Raw genomic sequence first — 21,116 nt, forward strand, 5'->3', positions numbered from 1 at the left:
TGAATTATCATGGTCGAGGCCGTTCCGTCCGGTCTGCAGGGAAACTTGCCGTTGTTCCCGCAGGGCCACCGACTTTTCGCGCCGAATCCTCGATTCGTTTTTCTTCTTCCCGTCATTCCATCGGACCCGTGCGCCGCTTCTTTCTTACGCTCTTTCTGCTTGCCGCCCTGGCTGCGCTCGGCCTCGGCGCCGCCGGGTTGTGGTGGGTGCACCAGCCGCTCAAGCTCCCCGCGCCGAGCCTGGATCTTTCGGTGGAGCCCGGCACCACGCCGCGCGGCGTTGCGCAGGCGGTGGCCGATGCCGGCGCCAACGTGGAGCCGCAACTGCTCTATCTCTGGTTTCGCCTTTCGGGGCAAGACCGCCAGATTCGCGCCGGCAGCTACGAGCTGGAGCGCGGCATCACGCCCAAGATGCTGCTCAACGTGCTGGTGCGCGGCGAAGAGGCAACCCGCAGCCTGGTGCTGGTCGAAGGCTGGAACATTCGCCAGGTGCGTGCCGCCCTTGCCAAGGCCGAGCAGCTCAAGCCCGAAACCGTCGGCTTGCCCGACGATGCGCTGATGGCCAAGCTCGGCAGGCCTGGCGTGCACCCGGAGGGGCGCTTTTTCCCCGACACGTACACCTATTCGAAGGGCTCGACCGACATCGCGCTGCTGCAGCGCGCCATGCGGGCCATGGACAAGAAGCTCGAAGCCGCCTGGGCCGCCCGGGCGGCCGATTTGCCGATCAAAACGGCCGATGAGGCGCTTATTTTGGCCAGCATTGTCGAAAAGGAGACAGGCAAGGCCAAGGACCGCTCCGAGATCGCGGCTGTGTTCGTCAATCGCCTGCGCACCGGCATGCCGCTGCAAACCGACCCGACCGTGATCTACGGCTTGGGTACCACCTTCGACGGCAATCTGCGCAAGAAAGACCTGCAGGCCGATACGCCCTGGAACACCTACACCCGTGGCGGCCTGCCGCCAACGCCCATTGCCATGCCGGGCAAGGCCGCGCTGCTGGCGGCAGTGCAGCCGGCGCAAAGCAAGTCGCTGTACTTTGTTTCGCGCGGCGACGGCACCAGCCAGTTCAGCACCTCGCTCGACGAGCACAACCGCGCGGTCAACCGCTACCAGCGCGGAGGCGGCGAACCCAAACCGAAGGTTGCCCAATGAGTGAAGGCCTGTTTCTGACGCTCGAGGGCATCGACGGCGCGGGCAAGTCCAGCCATCTGGATGCAATGGAAGCGCTCTTGAAGGCGCAGGGCCGCACGGTCGTGCGCACGCGCGAACCCGGCGGCACGCCGCTGGCGGAAACCTTGCGCGGGCTCATCCTCGAACAGCCGATGGACCCGCTGACCGAATCGCTCCTGGTTTTCGCGGCGCGGCGGGATCACGTCACGCAAGTCATAGAGCCAGCGCTGGCCCGCGGCGACGTGGTGCTGTGCGACCGCTTCACCGATGCCACTTTTGCGTACCAGGGCTCGGGCCGCGGCTTCGATGCGCAGGTGCTGTCGACGTTGGAGCAATGGGTGCAAGGGGGCAGGGGAGCGGCAGGGTTGCTGCAGCCCCACATCACGCTGTGGTTCGACCTGGCACCCGAAATCGCCGCCCAGCGCCTGGCGGGCGCGCGCTTGCCCGACAAGTTCGAAGCCCAGCCGGTCGAGTTCTTCCGGCGTGTGGCAGCCGGCTACGCGGCCCGCGCGGCCGCCGATGCGCAGCGCTTCGTTCGAATCGACGCCAGCCAGACGCGCGACCAGGTCTGGCAGCAGGTCGAGGCGGCGCTTGTCGCGCGCGGCGCGCTGGCACCCGCGAGCGGGGCGGCATTATGAGCACCTCGGCACTTTCGCCCTGGCTTCAGCGCCCCCTCGCAGAGCTGCTGCGCCAGCGCGGCCATGCCTGGTTGCTGCAGGGGCCGTCGGGCCTGGGCCAATACGAGCTCGCGCTGGCGCTTGCCGCCGCATGGCTTTGCGAGCAGCCCAAGACAGAAGAGGGCGGCACCGCGTGTGGCCAGTGCCCAAGTTGCCACGCCATCGAGGTCCGAACCCATGCCGACCTTTGCGTGCTGATGCCCGAAGTCGCCATGCAGGAGCTCGGCTGGCCGCTCGACGAAAAAGCGCAGGCCGACATCGACGACAAGAAGCGCAAGCCCAGCCGCGAAATCCGCGTCGAAGCGATGCGCGATGCGGTCGGCTTTGCCCAGCGCACCAGCGCCCGGGGCCGCGGCAAGGTGGTGCTGGTGTACCCCGCCGAGCGCATGAACACCATCACCGCCAACGCACTGCTCAAGACGCTTGAAGAGCCGGTCGGGGACGTTCGCTTTGTGCTGGCGAGCGAGGCGGCGTGGCAATTGCTGCCGACCATCCGCAGCCGCTGCCTCGGCTTTACGCTGCCGTGGCCCGCAACGGCCGAAGCTGAAGCCTGGCTGGGTGCGCACGACGTACCCGCGGCCGACGCCACCGCCTTGCTGCGTGCGGCGGGCGGCCGGCCCAGCGATGCGCTGCGGCTCGCGCGCTCCGGCCAATCGCCCAAGGCCTGGTCGCTGCTGCCAAAGGCAGTGTTGCGCGGAGACGTCGCCGCGCTGGCGGACCAGGCGCCCTCGCAAGCCATCAGTGCACTGCAGAAGCTCTGCCACGACCTGATGGCCGTCGGCAGCGGCGCTGAACCCCGGTTCTTCGAGGCGGCCGACCTGCCGGCGGCAGTGCCTTCGCACCTGGCGCTGGCCCGCTGGTCGAAGTCGCTTGCCAGTGCGGCAAGAACCGCTGAACACCCTTTCAATGCGGGCCTGATGCTGGAAGCGCTTGTGAGCGAGGCGCGAACCACCCTAAACTCTGCTCCTCGCCGACCATGAACCAACCAGCCGCCCCCGCCGCCGCCGCAACGCCTCAACGGCCAAGCGTGATCCAGCTCGCCATCAAGGAAAAGGGCGCGCTCTACGCCGCCTACATTCCGCTGTTTGCCGAAGGCGGCATCTTCATTCCCACGTCGCGCGAATACCGGCTGGGCGACGATGTCTATGTGCTGCTGACGCTGCCTGAAGACCCGCAACGTTACCCCGTGGCCGGCAAGGTCGCATGGATCACGCCGCAGCGCGCCGCCGGCAACCGGGCGCCGGGCGTCGGCATCCGCTTTCCGTCGGACGAAAAGTCGCGCCAGCTCAAGGCGCGCATCGAGGCGGCGCTCGGCGGCTCGATGGCCTCCGACCGCCCCACACAAACTATCTAGGCTCGAAGGCCAGGCTCGCCCCCAGGCTGCGCGCACGTCGTGTCGCTCCGCCGACCCCCTGCCGGGGGCGACACCAGAGGCCCGGCAGCGCCGGTCCCTCGGCGTCCCTGGCATCCGCCAGACAATCAGCGCCATGTTTACCGATTCCCACTGCCACCTCACTTTCCCCGAGTTCGCGGACCAGATGCCGCAAATCCGCGCAGCCATGGCCGAAGCGCAGGTCGACCGGGCCTTGTGCATCTGCACCAAGCTCGAAGAGTTCGATGACGTGCAGGCCCTGGCGGCCCGCTACGACAACTTCTGGGCCAGCGTGGGCGTGCACCCCGACAACGAGGACATCGCCGAGCCCACGGTCGATGACCTGGTTCGCCGTGCGGCCTTGCCCAAGGTAGTGGCCATCGGGGAGACCGGGCTCGACTACTACCAGATGGAAGAGCGCAAGGGCGGGCGCAGCATTTCGGACATGGAATGGCAGCGCGACCGCTTCCGCGTGCACATTCGCGCCGCGCAGCAAACCCGCATGCCGCTGGTCATTCACACCCGCGAGGCCTCCGCCGATACGCTTGCCATCCTGAAAGAGGAGGGCGAACACGGCTCCGGCAAGGCCGCAGGCGGCGTGTTCCATTGCTTTACCGAAACCGCCGAAGTCGCGCGCGCGGCGCTCGACCTCGGGTTCTACATTTCCTTTTCAGGCATCCTGACTTTCAAGAAGGCGCAGGACCTGCGCGACGTGGCCGCCTTTGTGCCGCTGGACCGGATGCTGATCGAGACCGACAGCCCTTATCTGGCCCCGGTGCCGTACCGCGGCAAGACCAACAATCCGTCGTACGTGCCGTACGTCGCAAAGCAGATTGCCGAGCTGCGCAAGCTGCCCATCGAAGCAGTCGCAACGGCTACGAGCGACAACTTCGAAACGCTGTTCAAGGGAGTAAAAACAAAATGAGAAATTACATTAAGAAGTTCTTCTATGTGGCTGTCGCTGCAGCAACTTTTGCCGCACACGCAGGTTCGTTCGAAGATTTCTTCCGGGCCGTGCGCGGAGACAACGCCAGCGGTGTGCGCACCTTGCTGCAGCGCGGTTTCGATCCCAACACGCGCGACGAACACGGCCAGACCGGCCTGATCATCGCCCTGCGCGAACCGTCGCCCAAGGTCGCCCAGGTGCTGCTCGAGTCGCCGCAAACCGACGTCGACATTGCCAACGCCAAGGACGAAACCCCGCTGATGCTGGCCGCCATCAAGGGCCAGCAAGACATCGTCGCCCAGCTGCTCAAGCGCGACGCCGCCGTCAACAAGACCGGCTGGACGCCGCTTCACTATGCCGCCAGCAGCGGCCAGTTGAGCATCATGAAAGTGCTGCTCGACAACTTTGCCTTCATCGATGCGCAATCGCCCAACGGCACGACGCCGCTCATGATGGCTGCGATGTATGGATCGACAGAAGCCGTGAAGCTGCTGCTGGCCGAAGGCGCGGACACCACCATGAAGAACCAGCTCGGCATGACCGCAGTCGACTTCGCAACCAAGGCCAATCGCCCGGAAGCCGCGCAACTCATTACGGCTGCCGCCGGCGCAAAGCCGGCACCTCAAGCGATTCCCAAAGACGGCAAGTGGTGAGTTCTGCGGCCCGGCCGTCAGCGGGCTGCGCGCTTGGAGCAACGCCGCTTTCGTACGACGCGCACGGCTGAAAAAGGCGTTCCAGAACACGTCCGGCAAAACACCAAAAGAGGCGTTCGCGCAGTCATGCGAGACTCTGCGGAGAAGGAGAAGCAGAGATGAATACGTTTCTATTCATGGTCTTTTTATTGGCCATCGGGCTGCTGGTGTTCGTAGCGCTCGCAAGAAAAAAGGCTGCGCAAAGCAGCAGCGGCTTTGTCGACAAGCCCAAGGCACGGCCGCCGCTTACGGCGCGCGAACAAGCCATGTACAACCGCCTGGTGCAAACGCTGCCGGACCTTGTGGTGCTGCCGCAGGTCAGCTTCGGCGCATTGCTCACGGCCCGCACACGCGCGGCACGAAGCTCGTTCAGCCGCAAGATCGCAGATTTTGTCGTGTGCGACCGTTCGTTCAAGGTCGTGGCCGTGGTCGCGCTCGGCGACAAGAACAGCAAAGGCAAGTCGCAGCGCGACCAGGACCGAGATGCGCTGCTGGTAGAGGCCGGGTATCGCGTGCTGCGGTATCCGCGCGTGCCGGACGTGCACCGTGTAGAGGCCGATTTCGATCCGACGATGGCTTCGGTGAGTCCTATGGGGTCCTGAGGGGCGCGATTCGAGATCTGGATGCTGGGTCTGTCTACCCCCCTAATAGATAACACAATGTGCATTATGTTAAATCACTTGCGTTGATTCGTCAGCGTCAGGCCGACCGCCGTCTATTTGCACAAATGTGTTCGCCGTTTTGGCACAAATGTGTTCGCGACTTCATCTGCGCTCGCCCTCTTTCTGCAGACATGGCTGTAAGTCCCTTAGAACACGCAGAGTTGCAGGCTGCAGTGTCAACAAAAACCGGCAGCCCCATTGAGCAGATTGCCAAACCCATTGATGAAGGTGCCCAAGAAACAAACGATGGGGCCATAGACGCCTACTGCGTTGCGTGAGATCGAGTTGTCGGCAACCCATTCCGGAACGGCCTCTCCTTTGAGGACGTAGTACTGAGGGTCGAACAGGCTGAGGTCAGAGTCGTGGGCGCCTATGTGCTGCCCGATCTCTTTGCCCGTCAGGCTCGGGCGTGCCAGAAGAAGAATGCCCCAGCAGATCACCAATGCGCCGAAGCGGCTCAGCCAATCGAAATTTCGCAGCGGAAGGCTGAGTACGAATCCGACAAACAGTGATGTGACAGTCAGGCAAAGTAGGAATGCATTCGAGGTGAGCAGTCGTTTCATCTTGACCCTTGTGAGTATTCGATCGGCTCGGATAGACATGCAATGACCCGAATGCCTCGCTGGGTCTGAGCAGTCTTGTTGGTCACTATAGCGCTGGCCGCTTGGCGCATTGCGCCCTTGACGACCTGGATCGAGGATGCATTGGCGAACCGGCCGGGCCCCCCAGCCATGAAGGACACCGCATCCATGTCGATGGTGATCGGCCCAGCGGGACGGATCATCGCCGCGCTGGCAAGGTTCTGAGGCGGTGTCGTCTGGCCGTAAAGATAAAGGGCCGTCATCTCCCGGGCGCCCAGTTGCATCCACGTGTACATATCGCGATCCTTTGGTTAAACCTTCATGGGTAGTTTTCGAGCGTTGCGGTATCGGTGCCAATACTCTTCAGTGCCGGGCCGCACGCATCAACGGCGACCAGGCTCTTGTAGAAGCGCCGCATGCCCTGCGAGGCTTCGGTCTGCTTCTTCTCAAAATTGAGGGTGACCTCGGCGTAGTTGAAGCCGGTCAGTGTGTCGAACCAGGTGCGACGCCAGTCGGGATGCCGGTCCACCCCGCAGCAAGATTTGTTCGCTTGCAGAAAGCTGGCGATCGCCTCAGGGTTCGTTTCGAGGTTCATCTGGAAGAGCTCGTGCCGAATCGCGGATTCGATCAGCTCACGATCGTCGAGGTACCTCATCTTCGACACGCAGAAGCCCGAATCCATCAGGCGCCAGTACCCCCACGTGCATGCGATCAGCAGAAGGACCGAAACAGCGATGGCAATGTTGCGAGGAATCTTTTTGTTCATTGCATTTTTGAGCGTTGAGAATCCTGTCTGCAGGGCCGAGCAGGCGGGTCCCAAGGGTTAAAGGTCTATGGATGCAGGATTCCGACTGGTTGGAGTTGCAACGAATGCTGAATCGGTACGCCGTTCACGACGACGGTCAACGTTCCCGCATGCTCTCGCTGCTAGCCCTCTGCACAGGACTGAGCAGAAATTCAATAATTCGCCGCTTCCCCGTCTTGATCTCCGCCGTCAGATTCATCCCCGGGCTCAACTTGATCGGCTTGCCATCCACATCGATGGTCGTGCTGCTCAGGCTCAACGTCACTGGGAAGATCGCCCCGCGCTTCTCGTCATTCACCGCATCCGCCGTCACCGTCTTCACCGTCGCGTTCACGGTCCCGTAGCGCGTGTACGGGAACGTCTCCAGCTTGATCGCGGCATCCTGCGTCGGGCTCACGAAGCCGATGTCCTTGTTCTCCAGCGTCACCTCGGCGGTCACCTGCGCCCCATCGGGCACGATCACCATCAAGGGCTGCGCTTCCGTGACCACGCCGCCTTCGGTGTGCGTGGCCAGCTGCTGCACCGTGCCCGCCACCGGCGCCTTCAAGGTGGTCAGCCGTTCGCGCTGACCCGCCTTGGCCAGGTCCTGCGTGCCCTGCTGGCGCTTGAGTTCGGCCGCGGCCTCGCGCGTGCGCAAGCTGTGCTTGGTCTCGGCGATGTAGGCGGCCCGGGTGTTCTCGCTCTCCCGCAGGGTGGCATTGGCTTCCGCGAGCCGGGCGCGCTGCGTGGCAAGGTCGCGCTCCAGCTCGATGCGCTCCCTCGTGCGGTCCTGGTTCGCATGGCTGGACATGAAGCCCTGGTTGGCCAGCTGGTGGAAGTCGGCCTCGCGCTGCTTGGCGATCGGCACCGTCGTCTCCAGCTTGGCGACCATCTCGCGCACGGTGGCAATCTCGGCCTGGCGGCGATTGATCTCCGATGCTGCCTTGGCGAGCTTGGCGGTGATGTCGCTCCATTCGTCGCTCAGCTGCGCCCGGGTGGCCGCGAGATCGGCGTCCGTCCAGCCGGCGGGCATGCTCTTGGCCAGCTCCGGTGCCCGCGAGGTCGTGGGCGCATTGAGCGCCTGCAGCAAGGCGCGCGTGCGCAGCACCTCGGACTGCATCGACTTCAACTGCTCGTCGATGCTGGTCTTGTCGGCGGTGGCCGTGGTGGGGTCGAGCTCGACCAGGGCCTGCCCGGCCTCGACATGGTCGCCGTCCTTGACCAGCACGCGCTTGACCACACTCACCTCCAGCGGCTGGATGATCTTGGTGCGCTCGCTCACGATGATCTTGCCGGGCGCTACGGCCACGATGTCGACCTGCCCGAAGATGGCCCAGGTCAGGGCGATGAGGAACAGCGCGATCAGCGCGAAGGCCAAGCGCCTCGGGGCGGGATGCACGGGCGTATCCTGCAGGCTCAAGGCCGCAGGCAGGAACGCCGCCTCGTCGGAGAGGCGTTTCGGCCCGGCCAGTTCATGGCGGTGCTGCCAGGCGGCCTTGAAGATAGCCCGGTAACGTCCCAGCAGCTCGATAACCGGATGACGAACACTGGGCGCATTGGCCGCTGGGGCCGTAGTGGAGACTTCCGGCGTCATACCGTCGCTCCCGCTCCAGCCCCTTCGGTCGGATGCCCGCCACCCTGCATCGCCCACAGGTGCGCATAGATGCCCTTTGACCGGTTCAGCAGCGCTTCGTGCGTGCCGCCTTCGACGATCCGACCTTTGTCCATCACGATGATGCGGTTCGCATGCCGCACGGCGCTGAGCCGGTGCGCAATGATGAAGACGGTGCGCCCCTTGCAGATGTGCGCCATGTTGCGCTGCACGATGGCCTCGCTCTCGTAGTCGAGCGCGCTGGTGGCCTCGTCGAAGATCAGGATGCGCGGATGGGTGAACAGGGCCCGGGCGATGGCAATGCGCTGGCGTTGCCCGCCCGAGAGGCTCGCGCCCTGTTCGCCGACCATGGTGTCGTAGCCCTCGGGCAGCTCGCTGATGAATTCGTGGGCGCCGGCCAGTTGCGCGGCGTGCATCACGGCCTCGAGCGGCGCGGCCGGGTCGACCACGGCGATGTTCTCGCGCACGCTGCGGTTGAAGAGGGTGTTCTCCTGCAGCACCACGCCCACCTGTCTTCGGAGTTGCGCCGCGTCGATCAGGCTGATGTCGATGCCGTCGACCAAGAGGCGCCCCTGCTCGGGGGCGTAGAGGCGCTGAATGAGCTTGGTGAGCGTGCTCTTGCCGGAGCCCGAGCGCCCGACGATGCCGATGACTTCGCCGGGGCGCACGTCCAGGCTCACGCCGTGCAGCACGGGCGCGGCCTCGGGGCGGTAGCGGAAGGTCAGGTTGTCCAGCGTGACGCGGCCCTTGAGCGCGGGCAGCTGGGCGGCGGTGCTGGGCGGCACCTCGGTGCGGGTGTTGAGGATGTCGCCGAGCCGGGCCATGGAGATGCCGGTCTGCTGGAAGTCGGTCCACAGCTGGGCCATGCGCATGATGGGCTGGCTCACGCGCTGGGCGAACATGTTGAAGGCGACGAATTGGCCGACGGTCATGTCGTTGTTCATCACTAGGTGGGCGCCGTACCAGAGGGTGGCGGCGTTGACGAGCTTGCCGATGAGGTTGACGCCTTCGTGCGCCCAGCTCGCGAGGTTCTGGGTGCGGAAGCTGGCCGAGACATAAGCGGCGAGCTGGTTGTCCCAGCGGCGGCCGAAGGCCGGCTCGAGCGCGGTGGCCTTGACGGTCTGGATGGCGCTGACGGTCTCCACCAGCATCGCCTGGTTCTCCGCGCCGCGCGCGAACTTCTCGTCCAGGCGCCGGCGCAGGATGGGCACGACCGCCAGGCTCAGGCCGAAGTACAGCGGCATGCTCACGAGCACGATCAGGGTGAGGGGCACGCTGTAGAACAGCATGACGGCCACGAAGACGACGGAGAAGACGACGTCCAGCAGCACCGTCAGCGCATTGCCGGTCAGGAAGCTGCGGATGTTCTCGAGCTCGCGCACGCGGGCGACCGAATCGCCGACGCGCCTAGCCTGGAAGTAGGCCAGCGGCAGTTGCACGAGGTGGCGGAACAGCCGCGCGCCGAGCTCGACGTCGATGCGGTTGGTGGTGTGGCTGAAGATGTAGCTGCGCAGGCCGTTCAACAAGGATTCGAAGACGACGACGACCAACAGGCCGATGACGAGCACGTCCAGGGTTGTCATGCCGCGGTGAACGAGCACCTTGTCCATCACGACCTGGAAGAAGAGCGGGCTGACCAGTGCGAACAGCTGCAGGATGAAGGAGATGAAGAGCACTTCGCCCAAGAGCTTGCGGTGCTTGACGAGACTGGGAATGAACCAGGAGAAGTCGAACTTGGCGAGTTCGCCCGCCAAGCTGGCGCGGCTGGTGATGAGGATGAGTTCGCCGGTCCAGTGGGCGGCAAAGACGTCCAGGGGTTCGATGACGGGGCGGGCGGCTTCGGCCGAGGCGGCGGAGGGGTCCTGCAGCAGCACGCGCTGGGCGTCGCACTGGGCGAGGATGACGACGCGCTCGCTGATGCTGCCGTCCACGGCCTTGTGGCGCAGCACGGCCAATGCGGGCAAGGGCGTCAGGGACAGGCGCTCGGGGGTGGTGCGGGAGGACTTGGCCTTGAGGCCGAGGTGCTTGGCCGCACGCAGCAGCGTAGCGGTGTCGACCGGCTCGGAAGGGGTCAGGCCCAGTTGGTGCGACAGCAGGGCGGCGTCGGCAGCGATCTGGTGGAAGCGGGCCACCGTGCACAGGGCGACCAAAGACGAGTTCGCGGCAGGCCCTGCTTCAGGGGCCTTTTGCGGCGGCGTGCCACCCTCCCCGTGCGCTTGCACGGCCGTCTCCACGACTCCCATTTGGGATCCCTCGAATGTTCTTATGAAACATAAAGATACCCGAGTAGGAACTCGCTGACAATTGCGAGATCGCGACACACTTTTGAACTACAAGCGGGCAAAGATGACCAAAGTTCTAAGCTCGAATGACTGTCTCCCAATGAGCGCGCTCACAGGAACATTGGTGTCAACTTTGTTGCGGTTGAGGCGCTAGACGTGGACAAGTCCTGCTTCTGAAGAATGCGCCGAAAGAACGGCAGCAATTCCGCTAGTCGCTGTCCTCGGGTGCTCGGCGCACAATGCTCCTCGCGCCGCAACTCTTGGCAAGTTCATAGGCCTTCCGCAATTGCCTACATCTCGCGAACACATTTTGCAAAATCGAGGTTTCGCGAACAGTTTTGTGCAAACGAGGTAGTCGAAAGCGCACTTCCCAGCGGATGTATCGCCCGTTATAAATCAATGACTTGCCGTTGGTTTCTATCGAACACTTTTCTGCAAATAGACGACCGCCCGACCCTGCGCGACCAGGTCGCGTGCGATGAAGTCGCGACCTGCAGCCTATGGTTTTCGACGCTGCCGGCAACCATGGCGCGGCATGGCATTCACGGCGCACAGGTCGCTCCTGCCAGATGAATCGCGCGAGAACCCAACGGGGTCGTCGCGCGCGTTCAACGCCCAAGGTTCCTCGGCCACTTGGCTCGAGCGCGATGATGGCTCATCAGTCGAACTTGACCAGGTCCTTGAAGATCAATTGGCCCCAGCTGTTCCCGCGCGCCTGCACAAGCAGCCCACCTTCCGAAAGCCCGCCAAGCCTGACCGGCGAAAACCCGAGATTCTCCGCAAGCGCGCCAATCTCCGCGGCCGCGCCGTCATCGTCGCTCGAAAGAAACACCACTCTCTTGCCACCATGGACGGCAGGGTCCTGGCCTAGGACGCCAGCGACCAGATGGTTGAAGCCCTTCACCAGCCTTGCGCCGGCGAAGGCATGCACGAGGGCTCTGGAAGAAGGCTCTCCGCCCAGCTTCTCAGGGGGCACCCCATAGGCATTGGTCACATCGACGATGGTCTTTCCCTTCCAGGTGGGGAGCGCCTTCGCGACGTCCGGGTGCGACTCGAAACGGACAGCCAGAAAGACGATGTCCGCCTTGAGCGCTTCTGCCAGCTTTTTGGGAATGATCGTGGGGCCGATCGCGGCCGCAGCAGGCGCAAAGCTTTCCGGGTCGCGCGTGGTTGCAACGGATACTTCGATGCCCCTGCGGGCGAACGCCTTGGCGAGGGCCTGGCCGACATTGCCGAAGCCGATGATTGCGTAGCTCATTTGTTTTCCTTTGGCTTGTGCATCAGATTTGTGCCAGGCCGCCGTCAACGGCGAGCTCGCTGGCGGTCATGAAACTGCTGTCCGACGAGGCGAGAAACGCAGCCGCCGCCCCGAGCTCGGCCGGATCGGCCATGCGCTGGAGCGGATTCATCGAGGCAAAGACCTTCATGCCCTCCTCGCCCAGCGCGGCCTTCGCGAGTTCGGTCGCCGTCGGCCCGGGCGACAGCACGTTGACCCGGATGCCCGTGCCCTTCAGGTCCTCTGCCCAGGTCCGCGCGAGGTTGCGCACCGCTGCCTTGCTCGCGCTGTAGGCGCCGAATGCCGGGGCGCCCGTGGTGCCGGCGCTCGATCCGGTCAGGATGATCGAGGCGCCCTCGCCCATCAGCGGCAATGCCTTCTGAACCGTGAAGATCGTGCCCTTCACATTGGTGTCGAAGGTTTCGTCGATGTGCTCGGCGGTGAGCTTGCCGAGCGGAAGCGGGCTTCCCGCCCCGGCATTCGCGAAGACGATGTCGAGCGTTCCGCGCTCGGCCTTCACCGCCGCGTAGAGCCGGTCGAGGTCGGCCTCATCGGAGACCGAGCCTTTCACCGCGCGCGCATTGGGCCCGAGGTCGGCCACGGCGGCGTCGAGTGCTTCCTGCCGGCGGCCGAAGATGAAGACGAAAGCGCCCTCTTCGATAAATCGCTTTGCCGCGGCGCGGCCGATGCCGGTAGCGCCGCCGGTAATCACGGCGGTCTTTCCATTCAGTCTGGTCATGTCATGAATCCATAGTTTCGAGTTGCACGGAAGCAGGGAACTGCTTGAGAACAAGTATGGAGTTCTGATAACCTAAGGACAAGTATGCACTTTTTGGTAAGTATCAATTAATGACGACGCCCTCTCATCCCACCTGCGGTACCGGCGGCTTCTCCTGCGGGCTCGACGCCACGCTGCGCATCATCTCGGGCAAGTGGAAACCGCTGATCCTGTTCTTCCTGCGCGACGGCCCAAGGCGCTACGGCGAGCTCAAGCGCTTGATCGAGGGCGTCAGCGACAAGGTGCTGATCCAGCATCTGAAAGACCTGGAGGCCGATCGCGTGCTCGCGCGGACCGACTACAAGGAGGTGCCGCCGCGTGTGGACTACGCACTGACCCCGCTCGGCCGCAGCCTGGCCGACGCGATCGTGCCGCTGTGCACCTGGGGCACCGAGCACATGGCCGAAGTGGCAAGCATCTTCGCCAACCGCGAAGACGTGGCATGAAGCCGCCTGCAACAAGACGGAAGACTTGCAGCAGGAAACTCGCGCATCAGATTCGCAAGGCCACCCTGGGTCGCACCACCAAGCTCAACCCAGCGACCTGAGTTCCACCCCCATGTCACGCCAGTGCTCGGGATGGCAGGTAAACAGCAGCACCTGGTGCCGCTGCGCCGCATCGAACAGGGCGCGCTTCATCTGCGCCAGCCGGGGAGCATCGCTGTGCACCAGCGCATCGTCCAGGATCAGCAGCGTCGGGCGGCCCGCTTCCTGCAGCAGGTCGGCATACGCGAAGCGGCTGATGAGCCGCAGTTGCTCGCGCGCGCCGAAGCTCAGCTCCTGCAACTGCCCGCTCTCGACCGTGCCCCCGGCGTTCGGGCGCGTCAGCGTGGCGGGCGCGAGCCCGGCGTCCATGTGCAGGGTCGCGCCCGGCATCAGCAACGGCAGGTAGTGCTGCATGCGCGCCTGCAGCGGTGCCTGCAGCCGCGTCAGCGTGGCCTGGCGTTTCTGCTCCAGCTTGCGGCACAGCAGCGCGAGTGCATCGGCACGGCGCTGCAGTTCGGCCTGCCGGCGCTGCGCCTGCGCAAGTTGGCCCGCCAAGGCCTCCCGCTGTTCTTCCAGGCCTTGCGCCCCGGCCAGCTGCAGCGTGTTTTCGAGAACCAGCAACTGGTCGCGGCGCAGCTGGTGGCTGCGCGTGAGCTGCTCGATGCTGCGCTGCAGCCTGTCGATGTCCTGCAGCACGATGTCCGGCCGCGCGGCCTGCACGTCGGCGCTCGTCTGCTCGATGCGGGCGGTCAGCGCCTCGGCCTCGGCGCCCACCGCCAGCCATTGCTTGCTGGCCTGCGCATGGCGTTGCTGCCGGCTCGGGTCCGCAAGCGCGGCCTGCGCGGAGGCGAGTTCACGCTGTGCCGAGGCGCTCGCTTCCTGTGCCGCCGACTGGCGGCGCTGCGCTTCGGCGAGCGCCTTCTGCCCGGCCTGCTCGGCCACTGCCACGGCCTGCTGCGCGGCTTCGGCCTCCTCGATCGGCAGTGTCGGTTCTGCCGCCTGCGGGGAAAGGCGTTCGAGCGCCGCCTGCGCAGTGGCCATGCGCGACTGCGCCTGCACGAGGTCCGCACGAAGCGTGTCGGGCCCGCGCGGTGCGACGATGCCCAGCGCCTGCTGCGCAAGCTTGATCTGCGCATCGAGATCGGCCGACGTGCCGAGCCGCGACCGAGCTTCCGCGATGTCCTCTACGCCATGGGCCCGCAGTGCAGAGTGCAACGCATCGCGTGCATCGCCGTGCGCGCGCGCAAGTGCCGCCAGGTCGTCGCCGCCCGGCGTGATGACCAACCGCCCGCCCCCCGGAAGATGCAGCGTGGCGGTTGCGTCGATGAGCCGTTCGCCCTCCCCGCGCAACTCATGGGTTTCACTGCGGGCCTGTAGTTCGAGCGCCTGGCCTTCAGGCAACACGAACTGCAACCGGGTGGCCACGGCTTGGCGGCGCAGATCGGCATCGCGCTCGGCCCGCTCGAGCTTTTGCAATTGTTCGACGTCTGCCGCACGGATCTTCGGTGCCGCAGCCGAGGTTGCTTGCAACGCCGCCAGGCGTGCCTGGGCCTCCTCCGCACGGGCGATGCTTTCGGCGCTCCGCGCTGCATCGGCTTGCGCCTGTTGCAGCAACTGCTCGAGATTGCGGCGCTGGGCCTCGTGGCTGGCTGCACGCCAAGCAGCGCGCGCGCTGTCGGCACGGCGCTGGGCTTCTGCCGCGTACTGGCGCGCGTGGTCCACGGCGGCGTCGCTGTCTTGCAGCTGCCTGGCCGTCTGGTCGCAGGCACGCTCGCGTGTTTGAACTTCGGCTTGCTGCTGTGCCAATCCGGCCAATTCCTTTGCAAGCAGCTCGCGGGTTTCGTGCAACTGGTGCAGGCGCGCACGGTCGCTGCGCAATTGTTCCTGGCTGGCCTGCAACGCGTCGTTGCGGCGCTGCGTTGCAACCAGCTCTTCGCGCAGCACTTCCCAGGGGCGGGCGATCTCGTCGGCCCGGTGCTGCAGGCGCATGTCCGCCAGCTGGTCGACCTGCTGGCGGTAGGTGGCGACCTGCGTGTCGATCGCTCCAAGTTCGGCTTGCAACTCAGCAGCCTGGGCGATGGCTTCCGCATAGGCGGCGCGCGGCTTGCCGGTGGTCGAAGTCAGGAGTTCATCGCGCTGGGCCCGCAGGCTGTCGAGAATCACGTCGCCGCCGCTCGCTGCCAACGCCGCAGCCGAATCGCCCGCTGGGTCGCGAAGCGCGTCGTGCAGATGATCGCGGGCATGGCTCACGTCCAGCTCTTGCCCGCGCCCCTGCTCCACCCACAGCAGGCCTGGAATGCCCCAGTTCTCCGGCTTGCTTGCGCCCTTTCCGGCGAAGGAAAAGCCGAACAGCTGCGCCAGATGGTCTTCGGCATCAGTGCCGTCGAAGGCGCGCGTGCCGACGGCAAGGGTGCAACGCTTCTTGCCGAGAAAGCTCTTCACCAGCCGATGGCTCTGGCCGTCGATCAAAAAGTCGAGCTCGACCAGCGGTGCGGCACCGCTGCCCTCGCCCCAGGGCCGCAGGTCTTCCACGGCCGTGGAGCGGTGGCGCTCGAAAAAAGCCGCGCGAATCGCGCGCACCAGCGAGCTCTTGCCCGCCTCGTTGGGCGCGGCCACGATGTTGAGCCCGGGCCCGAAGCCGCCGAGCTCCAGCGGTGAGCGAAAGCGCCGCAGCTGCTCCACGCGCAGGCGAGTGATCTGCAGCTTCATGGCCGGGCGCCCTCTTCCTTCGGCACGACAGCCGGTGCGCGCTGCACAAGCTCGGCTGCCAGCAGCGCCATCGCGTCCTGGGCCACGCGCGCCTCGTGCGGATCGGCGCCGGCCTGCGCTTCGCGCAGTTCTTGCACCACCTCGCCCAGATAGCCGTCGGCCTGCAGCCCGGCAATGTCTTCATCGGTAGGCACCAGCCGGAGCGCCGACAGATCGGCCTGCAAATGCCGCGCCCGAGCCTCCGCACGGCCGATGGCCTCTTGCAAACGCTGCAGGCCCGCGACGTCGACCTGGCCTTGCACGCGCAGCTCCGCCACGTCGTGCACATCCAGCGGCTCCAGTTGTGCAATCAAGCCATCGCTGTCGCTGGCAACCTGCAGCGTCGCAGTGATCGACCGCCACCGGAACCGGCCTACCGCCAGCGGGGCGACCTGCGGTTCAGCGCCCGGCGCGGCGATGTCGACCAGCAGCGCCTGGCCCGATCCGTTGTCCTTGAAACGGTCCGGCTCCGGCGTGCCCGCGTACCAGGTGCGCGCGTCGATGCGCTTGCAGCCGTGCCAATCGCCAAGCGCAAGATAGTCGAGCCGCGCGCTCGTTGCCCGGTCGGGCGCAATGGGGTTGGCGGAATCGATGTCTTCCGCCAGCAGGCCCTGCACGCTGCCGTGCGCCAGGCCGATACGCAACATGCCCGCGGGCGTTTCTGCTGCGTCGAACCAGGTCGTGAGATCGTTGTAGGTGTGGCGCTGCACAAGCGGCGCGGGCAGCACTGCAAAGCCTTGCGCCTCGAACACGCTCACCTCGGGAGCCAGCAACGCATGGACGTTTGGCGGCACCACGCCCAGGCGCTGCGCGCGCGTCCAGACGCTTTCCGCCAGGGCGGCGTCGTGGTTGCCCGGAATCATGAGCCAGGGGCCCGTGTAGCCCGACAGCGCATTGAACAGCCGGCGCAGCGTGCGCTCGGAAACAGTCTGCATGTCGAAGACGTCCCCGGCGACGAGCACGGCATCCACCCCGTGCTCGGTGGCAAGTGCCGCAAGCCGCTCGACCGCGGTGATCCGCGCCTCCGCCAGGATCGGCGCGTGCTCGGCATCGAAGGTAGCGAACTGGCGGCCGATCTGCCAGTCGGCCGAGTGGAGAAAACGTGTCATGGAAGCGTATGCGCGGATCGGGGCCGCGGAAAACGGGCGAAAGCCGATCAGGTGTGGACTCTACAGCCCTCGTCTTGGCGCCTTTTGCAGCAGTTCGGCAAGCTGCGCCTTCCACCAAATGGCCTGGGCTGTGGTTCCGTGTCCAGTGGTCCTGTCGCTGGCCGGAATCAGGTGATAGCTGCCATTCTTCACGCGCTTCATTTCACGTTCCATGATGCCGGTCTCAGGTGGGTTGCGCTCGTCGTCGGCCGCGTTGACGGCAAGCACGGCTGCCTCGATGCGCTCCAGGCCACTGGACGGGTTGTAGTCGGCGGACGCTTCCCATTGGTAGAGGATGTCGTTCGCGTCTGCAGTGAACGGCGCACTCAGGCGACCCTCCAGCAGCTTGTCGGCCTGGGCGCGCGTGGGTGCGGCCTTGTACATCGCCAGATTGCCGCCGCTGGTGGCGGTGCCGAAGAACACGGAGGCAAACTGTGCACTGCGAGGCTGCGCGGTGTAGTTGCCGTTGTTCCACTCCGGATCTCGTCGGATGGACTCCGTCAGCAGCCGTCGCATCATCCAGTTGCGGCTGGACATTTCGGTGGGCTGGCACGCCATCGGCACCAGCGCGTCCATGGCGTTCGGGTACTTCACGCCCCACATCCATGCGTGCATGCCCCCCATCGAATTGCCGATGATCGCCCGCAGGTGCCTGACGCCCAGGTGTTCGGTGACAAGCCGGTACTGTGCCTCCACCATGTCGTCATAGTTGTAGCGGGGAAACTTGGCGCGCAGGCCATCGGAGGGGCGGGCCGACTTGCCCGTTCCCAAACCATCGGGAATGATGATGTAGTAGCGGGTGGCGTCCAGCGGCTGGCCCACGCCGAATAGCTCGCCGGCAAACGCGGGTGTGAGCATGCTTGCGGCCGAGCCGGCGGTTCCATGCAGGATCAGCACCGGCTCGCCGCGGGGTGCGCCAACGGTAACGTAGTTGAGGCGCAGTTCAGGCACGACTTGCCCGGTATGAAAGCGAAAGTCCTTCGCGGTCCAACTGCCCTCCTGGGGCGCCGGGTAATCTGCGGCCCGGCTGGTCAAGGCGAGCATCGCCAGGCACGAGTACAAGGCAGCCCGCAATCCGAACGGGTTGAAATGTGGACGCGTGGGCATGCTTTGTCTCCTGTGGTTTTGAGCGCAATTTACCCGAACCTGCAAGCAGCCGCCCCACGAAAGCAGAGCCCGGCGCTACCCGTCAAGGGCGATCGGGCCTGATGTCTGGCGCCGGGGTCGAAGAAACACCCTGCGCCTTCGCGGCGCTCGCTTGCGCGGCCATCGCAGCCTTGAAGCCCGGGCGCGCCTGCAACCGACCCCAGTAAGCCGAGACCGAGGGTGTGAAGCGCTCCGCCAGGCCCAGGTGCTCGGCCAACAACAATGCATAGCCCACGGACACGTCCGCCGCGGTGAAGCGGCCCGCACAAAGATAGTCGCGCTCGGCGAGCAGCGGCTCCAGCGTTCGCAACCGCGCAAGGAACCACTTGGCATAGTCGTCGGCCACCTGCGGCTGCTTTCGCTCCCCCTGCTCGAAATGCGCATACCGCAACACGAGGGTCTGCGGAAAGGTCAGCGTCGCCTCACCGAAATGAAGATAGTTGAGGTACGGCCCGAAGTCTGGTTCACCGGGACCTACGTCCAGTTGTCCCGCCGAGAACCGCGCGGCCAGGTACTGGCAGATTGCGGCCGACTCGGTCATTCGCATGGCGCCATCGGACAGCATCGGCACCGTGCCGAGCGGGTTGACCTCCAGGTACGGCCGCGACAGCACGCGCGGCGGAAACGGCAGCATCTCGAGTTGGTAGGAAAGCCCGATTTCCTCAAGCATCCAGAGAGGCCGGAACGAGCGTGCGCTGACGCAGTGGTGAAGGGTGATCATGTTCGGTCGGAATCGTACCAAGCGCCCTTGCCCGGTGCCCATCTCGCTCCGGCCGATTCACTCCTCCGCCAACACCCCATGCACCACACCCGTGCCTGCATTCTTCTTTTGTGCCTTGATGAAGAAGGCCACAACCTGCCAGACGGTGAAAACGGCAATCATCGCCATGAGCGTGCCGCTGATGGGCCTGTTGACGAACACATTGAAGCTTCCGCGGCTCAGCAACATCGCCCGGCGGAAATTTTCTTCCAGCATCGGGCCGAGGATGAATCCGAGCATGAGTGGCGCGGCGTCCAGTTCGAGCCGCATGAACATGTACCCCATGAAGCCGAAGGCCGACGTGATGAAGACGTCTTCGAGGTTGTTGTTGACGCTGTAGGTGCCAATGCAGCAGAAGAACAGGATCGACGGAAACAGCACGCTGTATGGAATCTTGAACACCGAAAGCCAGTAGCGCACCAGCGGCACGTTCAGCACCAGCAGGAACACATTGCCGATCCACATGCTGGCCACCAGGCCCCAGAACAGCTCGGGGTGCGCGCCGATCATGTTGGGCCCCGGCTGGATGCCCTTGATGATGAAGGCCGCCAGCATCAGCGCCATGACCGCATTCTCCGGAATGCCGATGCTCATCAGCGGAATGAAGCTGGTGCGCGCGGCCGCTTCATCGGCCGCGGCCTGGCCGGCCACACCCTCGATGCAGCCGGAGCCGATTTCATGCTTGTACTTGCTCACCTTCTTGTCCAGCGCATAGGCCGCAAACTGCGCGATGGTCGGGCCGCCGCCGGGCAAGATGCCCAGCAACGAGCCAACCACGCTGCCGCGCAGCGCGCTGGGAATGATCCGCTTGAATTCCGCCCAGGTGGGAATCAGGTTGATCTTGCCGTTGAAGGGCGAGCGCTCTTCCCGCGAATCGAGATTCTTGGTGATCTCTGCAATGCCGAAACAACCCAGCGCAATGCTCACGATGCCAACGCCGTCGGTCAAGAAAGGCATGTCGAGCGTGAAGCGCGCCATGCCGCTGTTCACGTCGGTGCCAATCGTTCCCAGCAGCACGCCAATCATGCACATGGCCAGGCCGTTCAGCAGGCTGCCGGTGGTCACGAAGCTCACGCACACAAAGCCCACCAGCATCATTGCTACATAGTCCGCGGGGCCGAACAGAAAGGCGACCTCGCCGAGCATGGGTGCGAAGAACGACAGAACCAGAATGGCCACTGTGCCGCCGATGAAGCTGGAGAAACCGGCCGTGAAGAGCGCCAGTCCGGTCTGCCCTTTCAGCGTCATCGCATACCCGTCGATGCACGCCACGATGCTGCTCGCGTGCGGAATCTTCATGGTGATGGCGCTCACGCTGTCGCCGTATTGCGCACCGTAGTAAATGCCGGCCAGCATGATGAGCGCGCCGGTCGTGGGAATCGAATAGGTCAGCGGCAGCAGCAGGCTGATGGTTGCCAACGGGCCAAGGCCCGGCAGCAGGCCGACCAGTGTTCCCACCGTGCAGCCGATGGCGCAGAACAGCAGGTTCTGCCATGTGAGGGCGTGCGAAAAACCGAACGCCAGGTTGTGCAGGACTTCCATGATGTTGGTAGCCTCAAAAAAGCGGCAGGTTCAAGCCGAGGAGCTTCTGAAGCGCAAAGGCCATGGCAATCAGCCCGGCAGAAATCTTGACGTTGCGCAGCCACGAGTTGGAGCTGCCGGCAAAGGCCGAGCAGAACACCATGAAGACAATGCCCACGGCCATGTCCAGATACATCGAGATCAATGCAAAGCCGCAAAGGCTGCCCAGGATGAGCGCGATGTTCTTGAAGTGAAGGTCCAGCCGCACCGGCTCGACGAAGAACGACCGGACCACCGTCGAAAGGCCGATCAGCAGCAGCAGGCTGCTCACCATCACGGGGAACAGGCCCGGCCCCGCGCGGCTCAGGTCTCCAATGGGATAGCGAAGCGCCGTGAGGCCGAAGGCCAGCGCAATTGCCATGAGGAAGAGTCCCCTGGCAAGATTTCTGTTTCTCATACGTTCTCGATGTAGAGGGT

The 21,116-nt window shown here is 64.8% G+C and carries 21 protein-coding genes; 8 read left to right on the plus strand and 13 right to left on the minus strand.

What is annotated here, in order from left to right; translation table 11 throughout:
• The first annotated feature begins 128 nt into the window (after positions 1-128).
• From mltG to QHG62_RS10565, 7 genes are all read left to right on the plus strand, one after another.
• A complete protein-coding gene (gene mltG / locus QHG62_RS10535) occupies positions 129-1,151 on the plus strand; it encodes an endolytic transglycosylase MltG (RefSeq protein WP_281150807.1) in 1,023 nt (340 codons plus the stop codon).
• Positions 1,148-1,807 (plus strand): dTMP kinase, encoded by a 660-nt coding sequence (tmk, locus tag QHG62_RS10540; RefSeq protein ID WP_281150808.1) that lies wholly within the window; start codon positions 1,148-1,150, stop codon positions 1,805-1,807. The genes mltG and tmk overlap by 4 nt, the downstream gene beginning before the upstream one ends.
• Entirely contained in the window at positions 1,804-2,826 is a 1,023-nt protein-coding gene (locus QHG62_RS10545; protein WP_281150809.1) for a DNA polymerase III subunit delta', read from the plus strand. The genes tmk and QHG62_RS10545 overlap by 4 nt, the downstream gene beginning before the upstream one ends.
• The gene (locus QHG62_RS10550; RefSeq protein ID WP_055806688.1) at positions 2,823-3,200 is read left to right on the plus strand and encodes a PilZ domain-containing protein; all 378 of its coding nucleotides are present in this window, start codon (positions 2,823-2,825) and stop codon (positions 3,198-3,200) included. The genes QHG62_RS10545 and QHG62_RS10550 overlap by 4 nt, the downstream gene beginning before the upstream one ends.
• Before the next feature lie 133 nt (positions 3,201-3,333).
• The gene (locus QHG62_RS10555; RefSeq protein ID WP_281150810.1) at positions 3,334-4,143 is read left to right on the plus strand and encodes a TatD family hydrolase; all 810 of its coding nucleotides are present in this window, start codon (positions 3,334-3,336) and stop codon (positions 4,141-4,143) included.
• On the plus strand, positions 4,140-4,817 hold the full coding sequence (locus QHG62_RS10560) for an ankyrin repeat domain-containing protein (protein WP_281150811.1): 678 nt from the start codon (positions 4,140-4,142) through the stop codon (positions 4,815-4,817). Before QHG62_RS10555 ends, QHG62_RS10560 begins: the two co-directional genes overlap by 4 nt.
• Positions 4,818-4,975: 158 nt before the next feature.
• Positions 4,976-5,458, plus strand: a complete 483-nt coding sequence (locus QHG62_RS10565) for a DUF2726 domain-containing protein (RefSeq protein ID WP_281150812.1) — start codon at positions 4,976-4,978, stop codon at positions 5,456-5,458.
• Positions 5,459-5,694: 236 nt separating this feature from the next.
• Here QHG62_RS10565 and QHG62_RS10570 read toward each other — a convergent pair whose 3' ends face one another.
• The 7 genes from QHG62_RS10570 to QHG62_RS10600 all read right to left on the minus strand — a co-directional run bounded on the left by QHG62_RS10570 (position 5,695) and on the right by QHG62_RS10600 (position 12,792).
• Positions 5,695-6,081, minus strand: coding sequence for a hypothetical protein (locus QHG62_RS10570; protein WP_281150813.1), 387 nt, complete (start codon positions 6,079-6,081; stop codon positions 5,695-5,697).
• Complete coding sequence (locus QHG62_RS10575; RefSeq protein ID WP_281150814.1) at positions 6,078-6,395, minus strand: hypothetical protein; 318 nt, start codon at positions 6,393-6,395, stop codon at positions 6,078-6,080. Before QHG62_RS10575 ends, QHG62_RS10570 begins: the two co-directional genes overlap by 4 nt.
• A gap of 23 nt (positions 6,396-6,418) precedes the next feature.
• The gene (locus QHG62_RS10580) at positions 6,419-6,865 is read right to left on the minus strand and encodes a hypothetical protein (protein WP_281150815.1); all 447 of its coding nucleotides are present in this window, start codon (positions 6,863-6,865) and stop codon (positions 6,419-6,421) included.
• A 136-nt stretch (positions 6,866-7,001) separates the two neighbouring features.
• Positions 7,002-8,477, minus strand: coding sequence for an HlyD family type I secretion periplasmic adaptor subunit (locus tag QHG62_RS10585; RefSeq protein ID WP_281150816.1), 1,476 nt, complete (start codon positions 8,475-8,477; stop codon positions 7,002-7,004).
• Complete coding sequence (locus tag QHG62_RS10590; RefSeq protein ID WP_281150817.1) at positions 8,474-10,738, minus strand: type I secretion system permease/ATPase; 2,265 nt, start codon at positions 10,736-10,738, stop codon at positions 8,474-8,476. The genes QHG62_RS10585 and QHG62_RS10590 overlap by 4 nt, the downstream gene beginning before the upstream one ends.
• 697 nt (positions 10,739-11,435) lie before the next feature.
• Positions 11,436-12,035: an NADPH-dependent F420 reductase gene (locus tag QHG62_RS10595; RefSeq protein WP_281150818.1), complete on the minus strand. Its 600-nt coding sequence runs from the start codon at positions 12,033-12,035 to the stop codon at positions 11,436-11,438.
• A gap of 22 nt (positions 12,036-12,057) precedes the next feature.
• Positions 12,058-12,792: an SDR family NAD(P)-dependent oxidoreductase gene (locus QHG62_RS10600; RefSeq protein ID WP_281150819.1), complete on the minus strand. Its 735-nt coding sequence runs from the start codon at positions 12,790-12,792 to the stop codon at positions 12,058-12,060.
• A 110-nt stretch (positions 12,793-12,902) separates the two neighbouring features.
• Here QHG62_RS10600 and QHG62_RS10605 point away from each other — a divergent pair, with 110 nt between their 5' ends.
• Entirely contained in the window at positions 12,903-13,277 is a 375-nt protein-coding gene (locus QHG62_RS10605) for a winged helix-turn-helix transcriptional regulator (RefSeq protein ID WP_281150820.1), read from the plus strand.
• 84 nt (positions 13,278-13,361) lie between these two features.
• Here QHG62_RS10605 and QHG62_RS10610 read toward each other — a convergent pair whose 3' ends face one another.
• From QHG62_RS10610 to QHG62_RS10635, 6 genes are all read right to left on the minus strand, one after another.
• On the minus strand, positions 13,362-16,025 hold the full coding sequence (locus QHG62_RS10610; RefSeq protein WP_281150821.1) for an AAA family ATPase: 2,664 nt from the start codon (positions 16,023-16,025) through the stop codon (positions 13,362-13,364).
• Positions 16,022-17,173: a metallophosphoesterase family protein gene (locus QHG62_RS10615; protein ID WP_281150822.1), complete on the minus strand. Its 1,152-nt coding sequence runs from the start codon at positions 17,171-17,173 to the stop codon at positions 16,022-16,024. The genes QHG62_RS10610 and QHG62_RS10615 overlap by 4 nt, the downstream gene beginning before the upstream one ends.
• Positions 17,174-17,233: 60 nt before the next feature.
• The gene (locus QHG62_RS10620; protein ID WP_281150823.1) at positions 17,234-18,319 is read right to left on the minus strand and encodes an alpha/beta fold hydrolase; all 1,086 of its coding nucleotides are present in this window, start codon (positions 18,317-18,319) and stop codon (positions 17,234-17,236) included.
• A gap of 82 nt (positions 18,320-18,401) precedes the next feature.
• A complete protein-coding gene (locus QHG62_RS10625) occupies positions 18,402-19,079 on the minus strand; it encodes a glutathione S-transferase family protein (protein WP_281150824.1) in 678 nt (225 codons plus the stop codon).
• Between the two features lie 57 nt (positions 19,080-19,136).
• Positions 19,137-20,660, minus strand: a complete 1,524-nt coding sequence (locus QHG62_RS10630) for a tripartite tricarboxylate transporter permease (protein WP_281150825.1) — start codon at positions 20,658-20,660, stop codon at positions 19,137-19,139.
• A gap of 13 nt (positions 20,661-20,673) precedes the next feature.
• Positions 20,674-21,060, minus strand: coding sequence for a tripartite tricarboxylate transporter TctB family protein (locus tag QHG62_RS10635; protein WP_281150826.1), 387 nt, complete (start codon positions 21,058-21,060; stop codon positions 20,674-20,676).
• Between the last annotated feature and the right edge of the window lie 56 nt (positions 21,061-21,116).

Source organism: Variovorax paradoxus (genome assembly GCF_029919115.1).
Taxonomy (GTDB): Bacteria; Pseudomonadota; Gammaproteobacteria; order Burkholderiales; family Burkholderiaceae_C; genus Variovorax; species Variovorax paradoxus_O.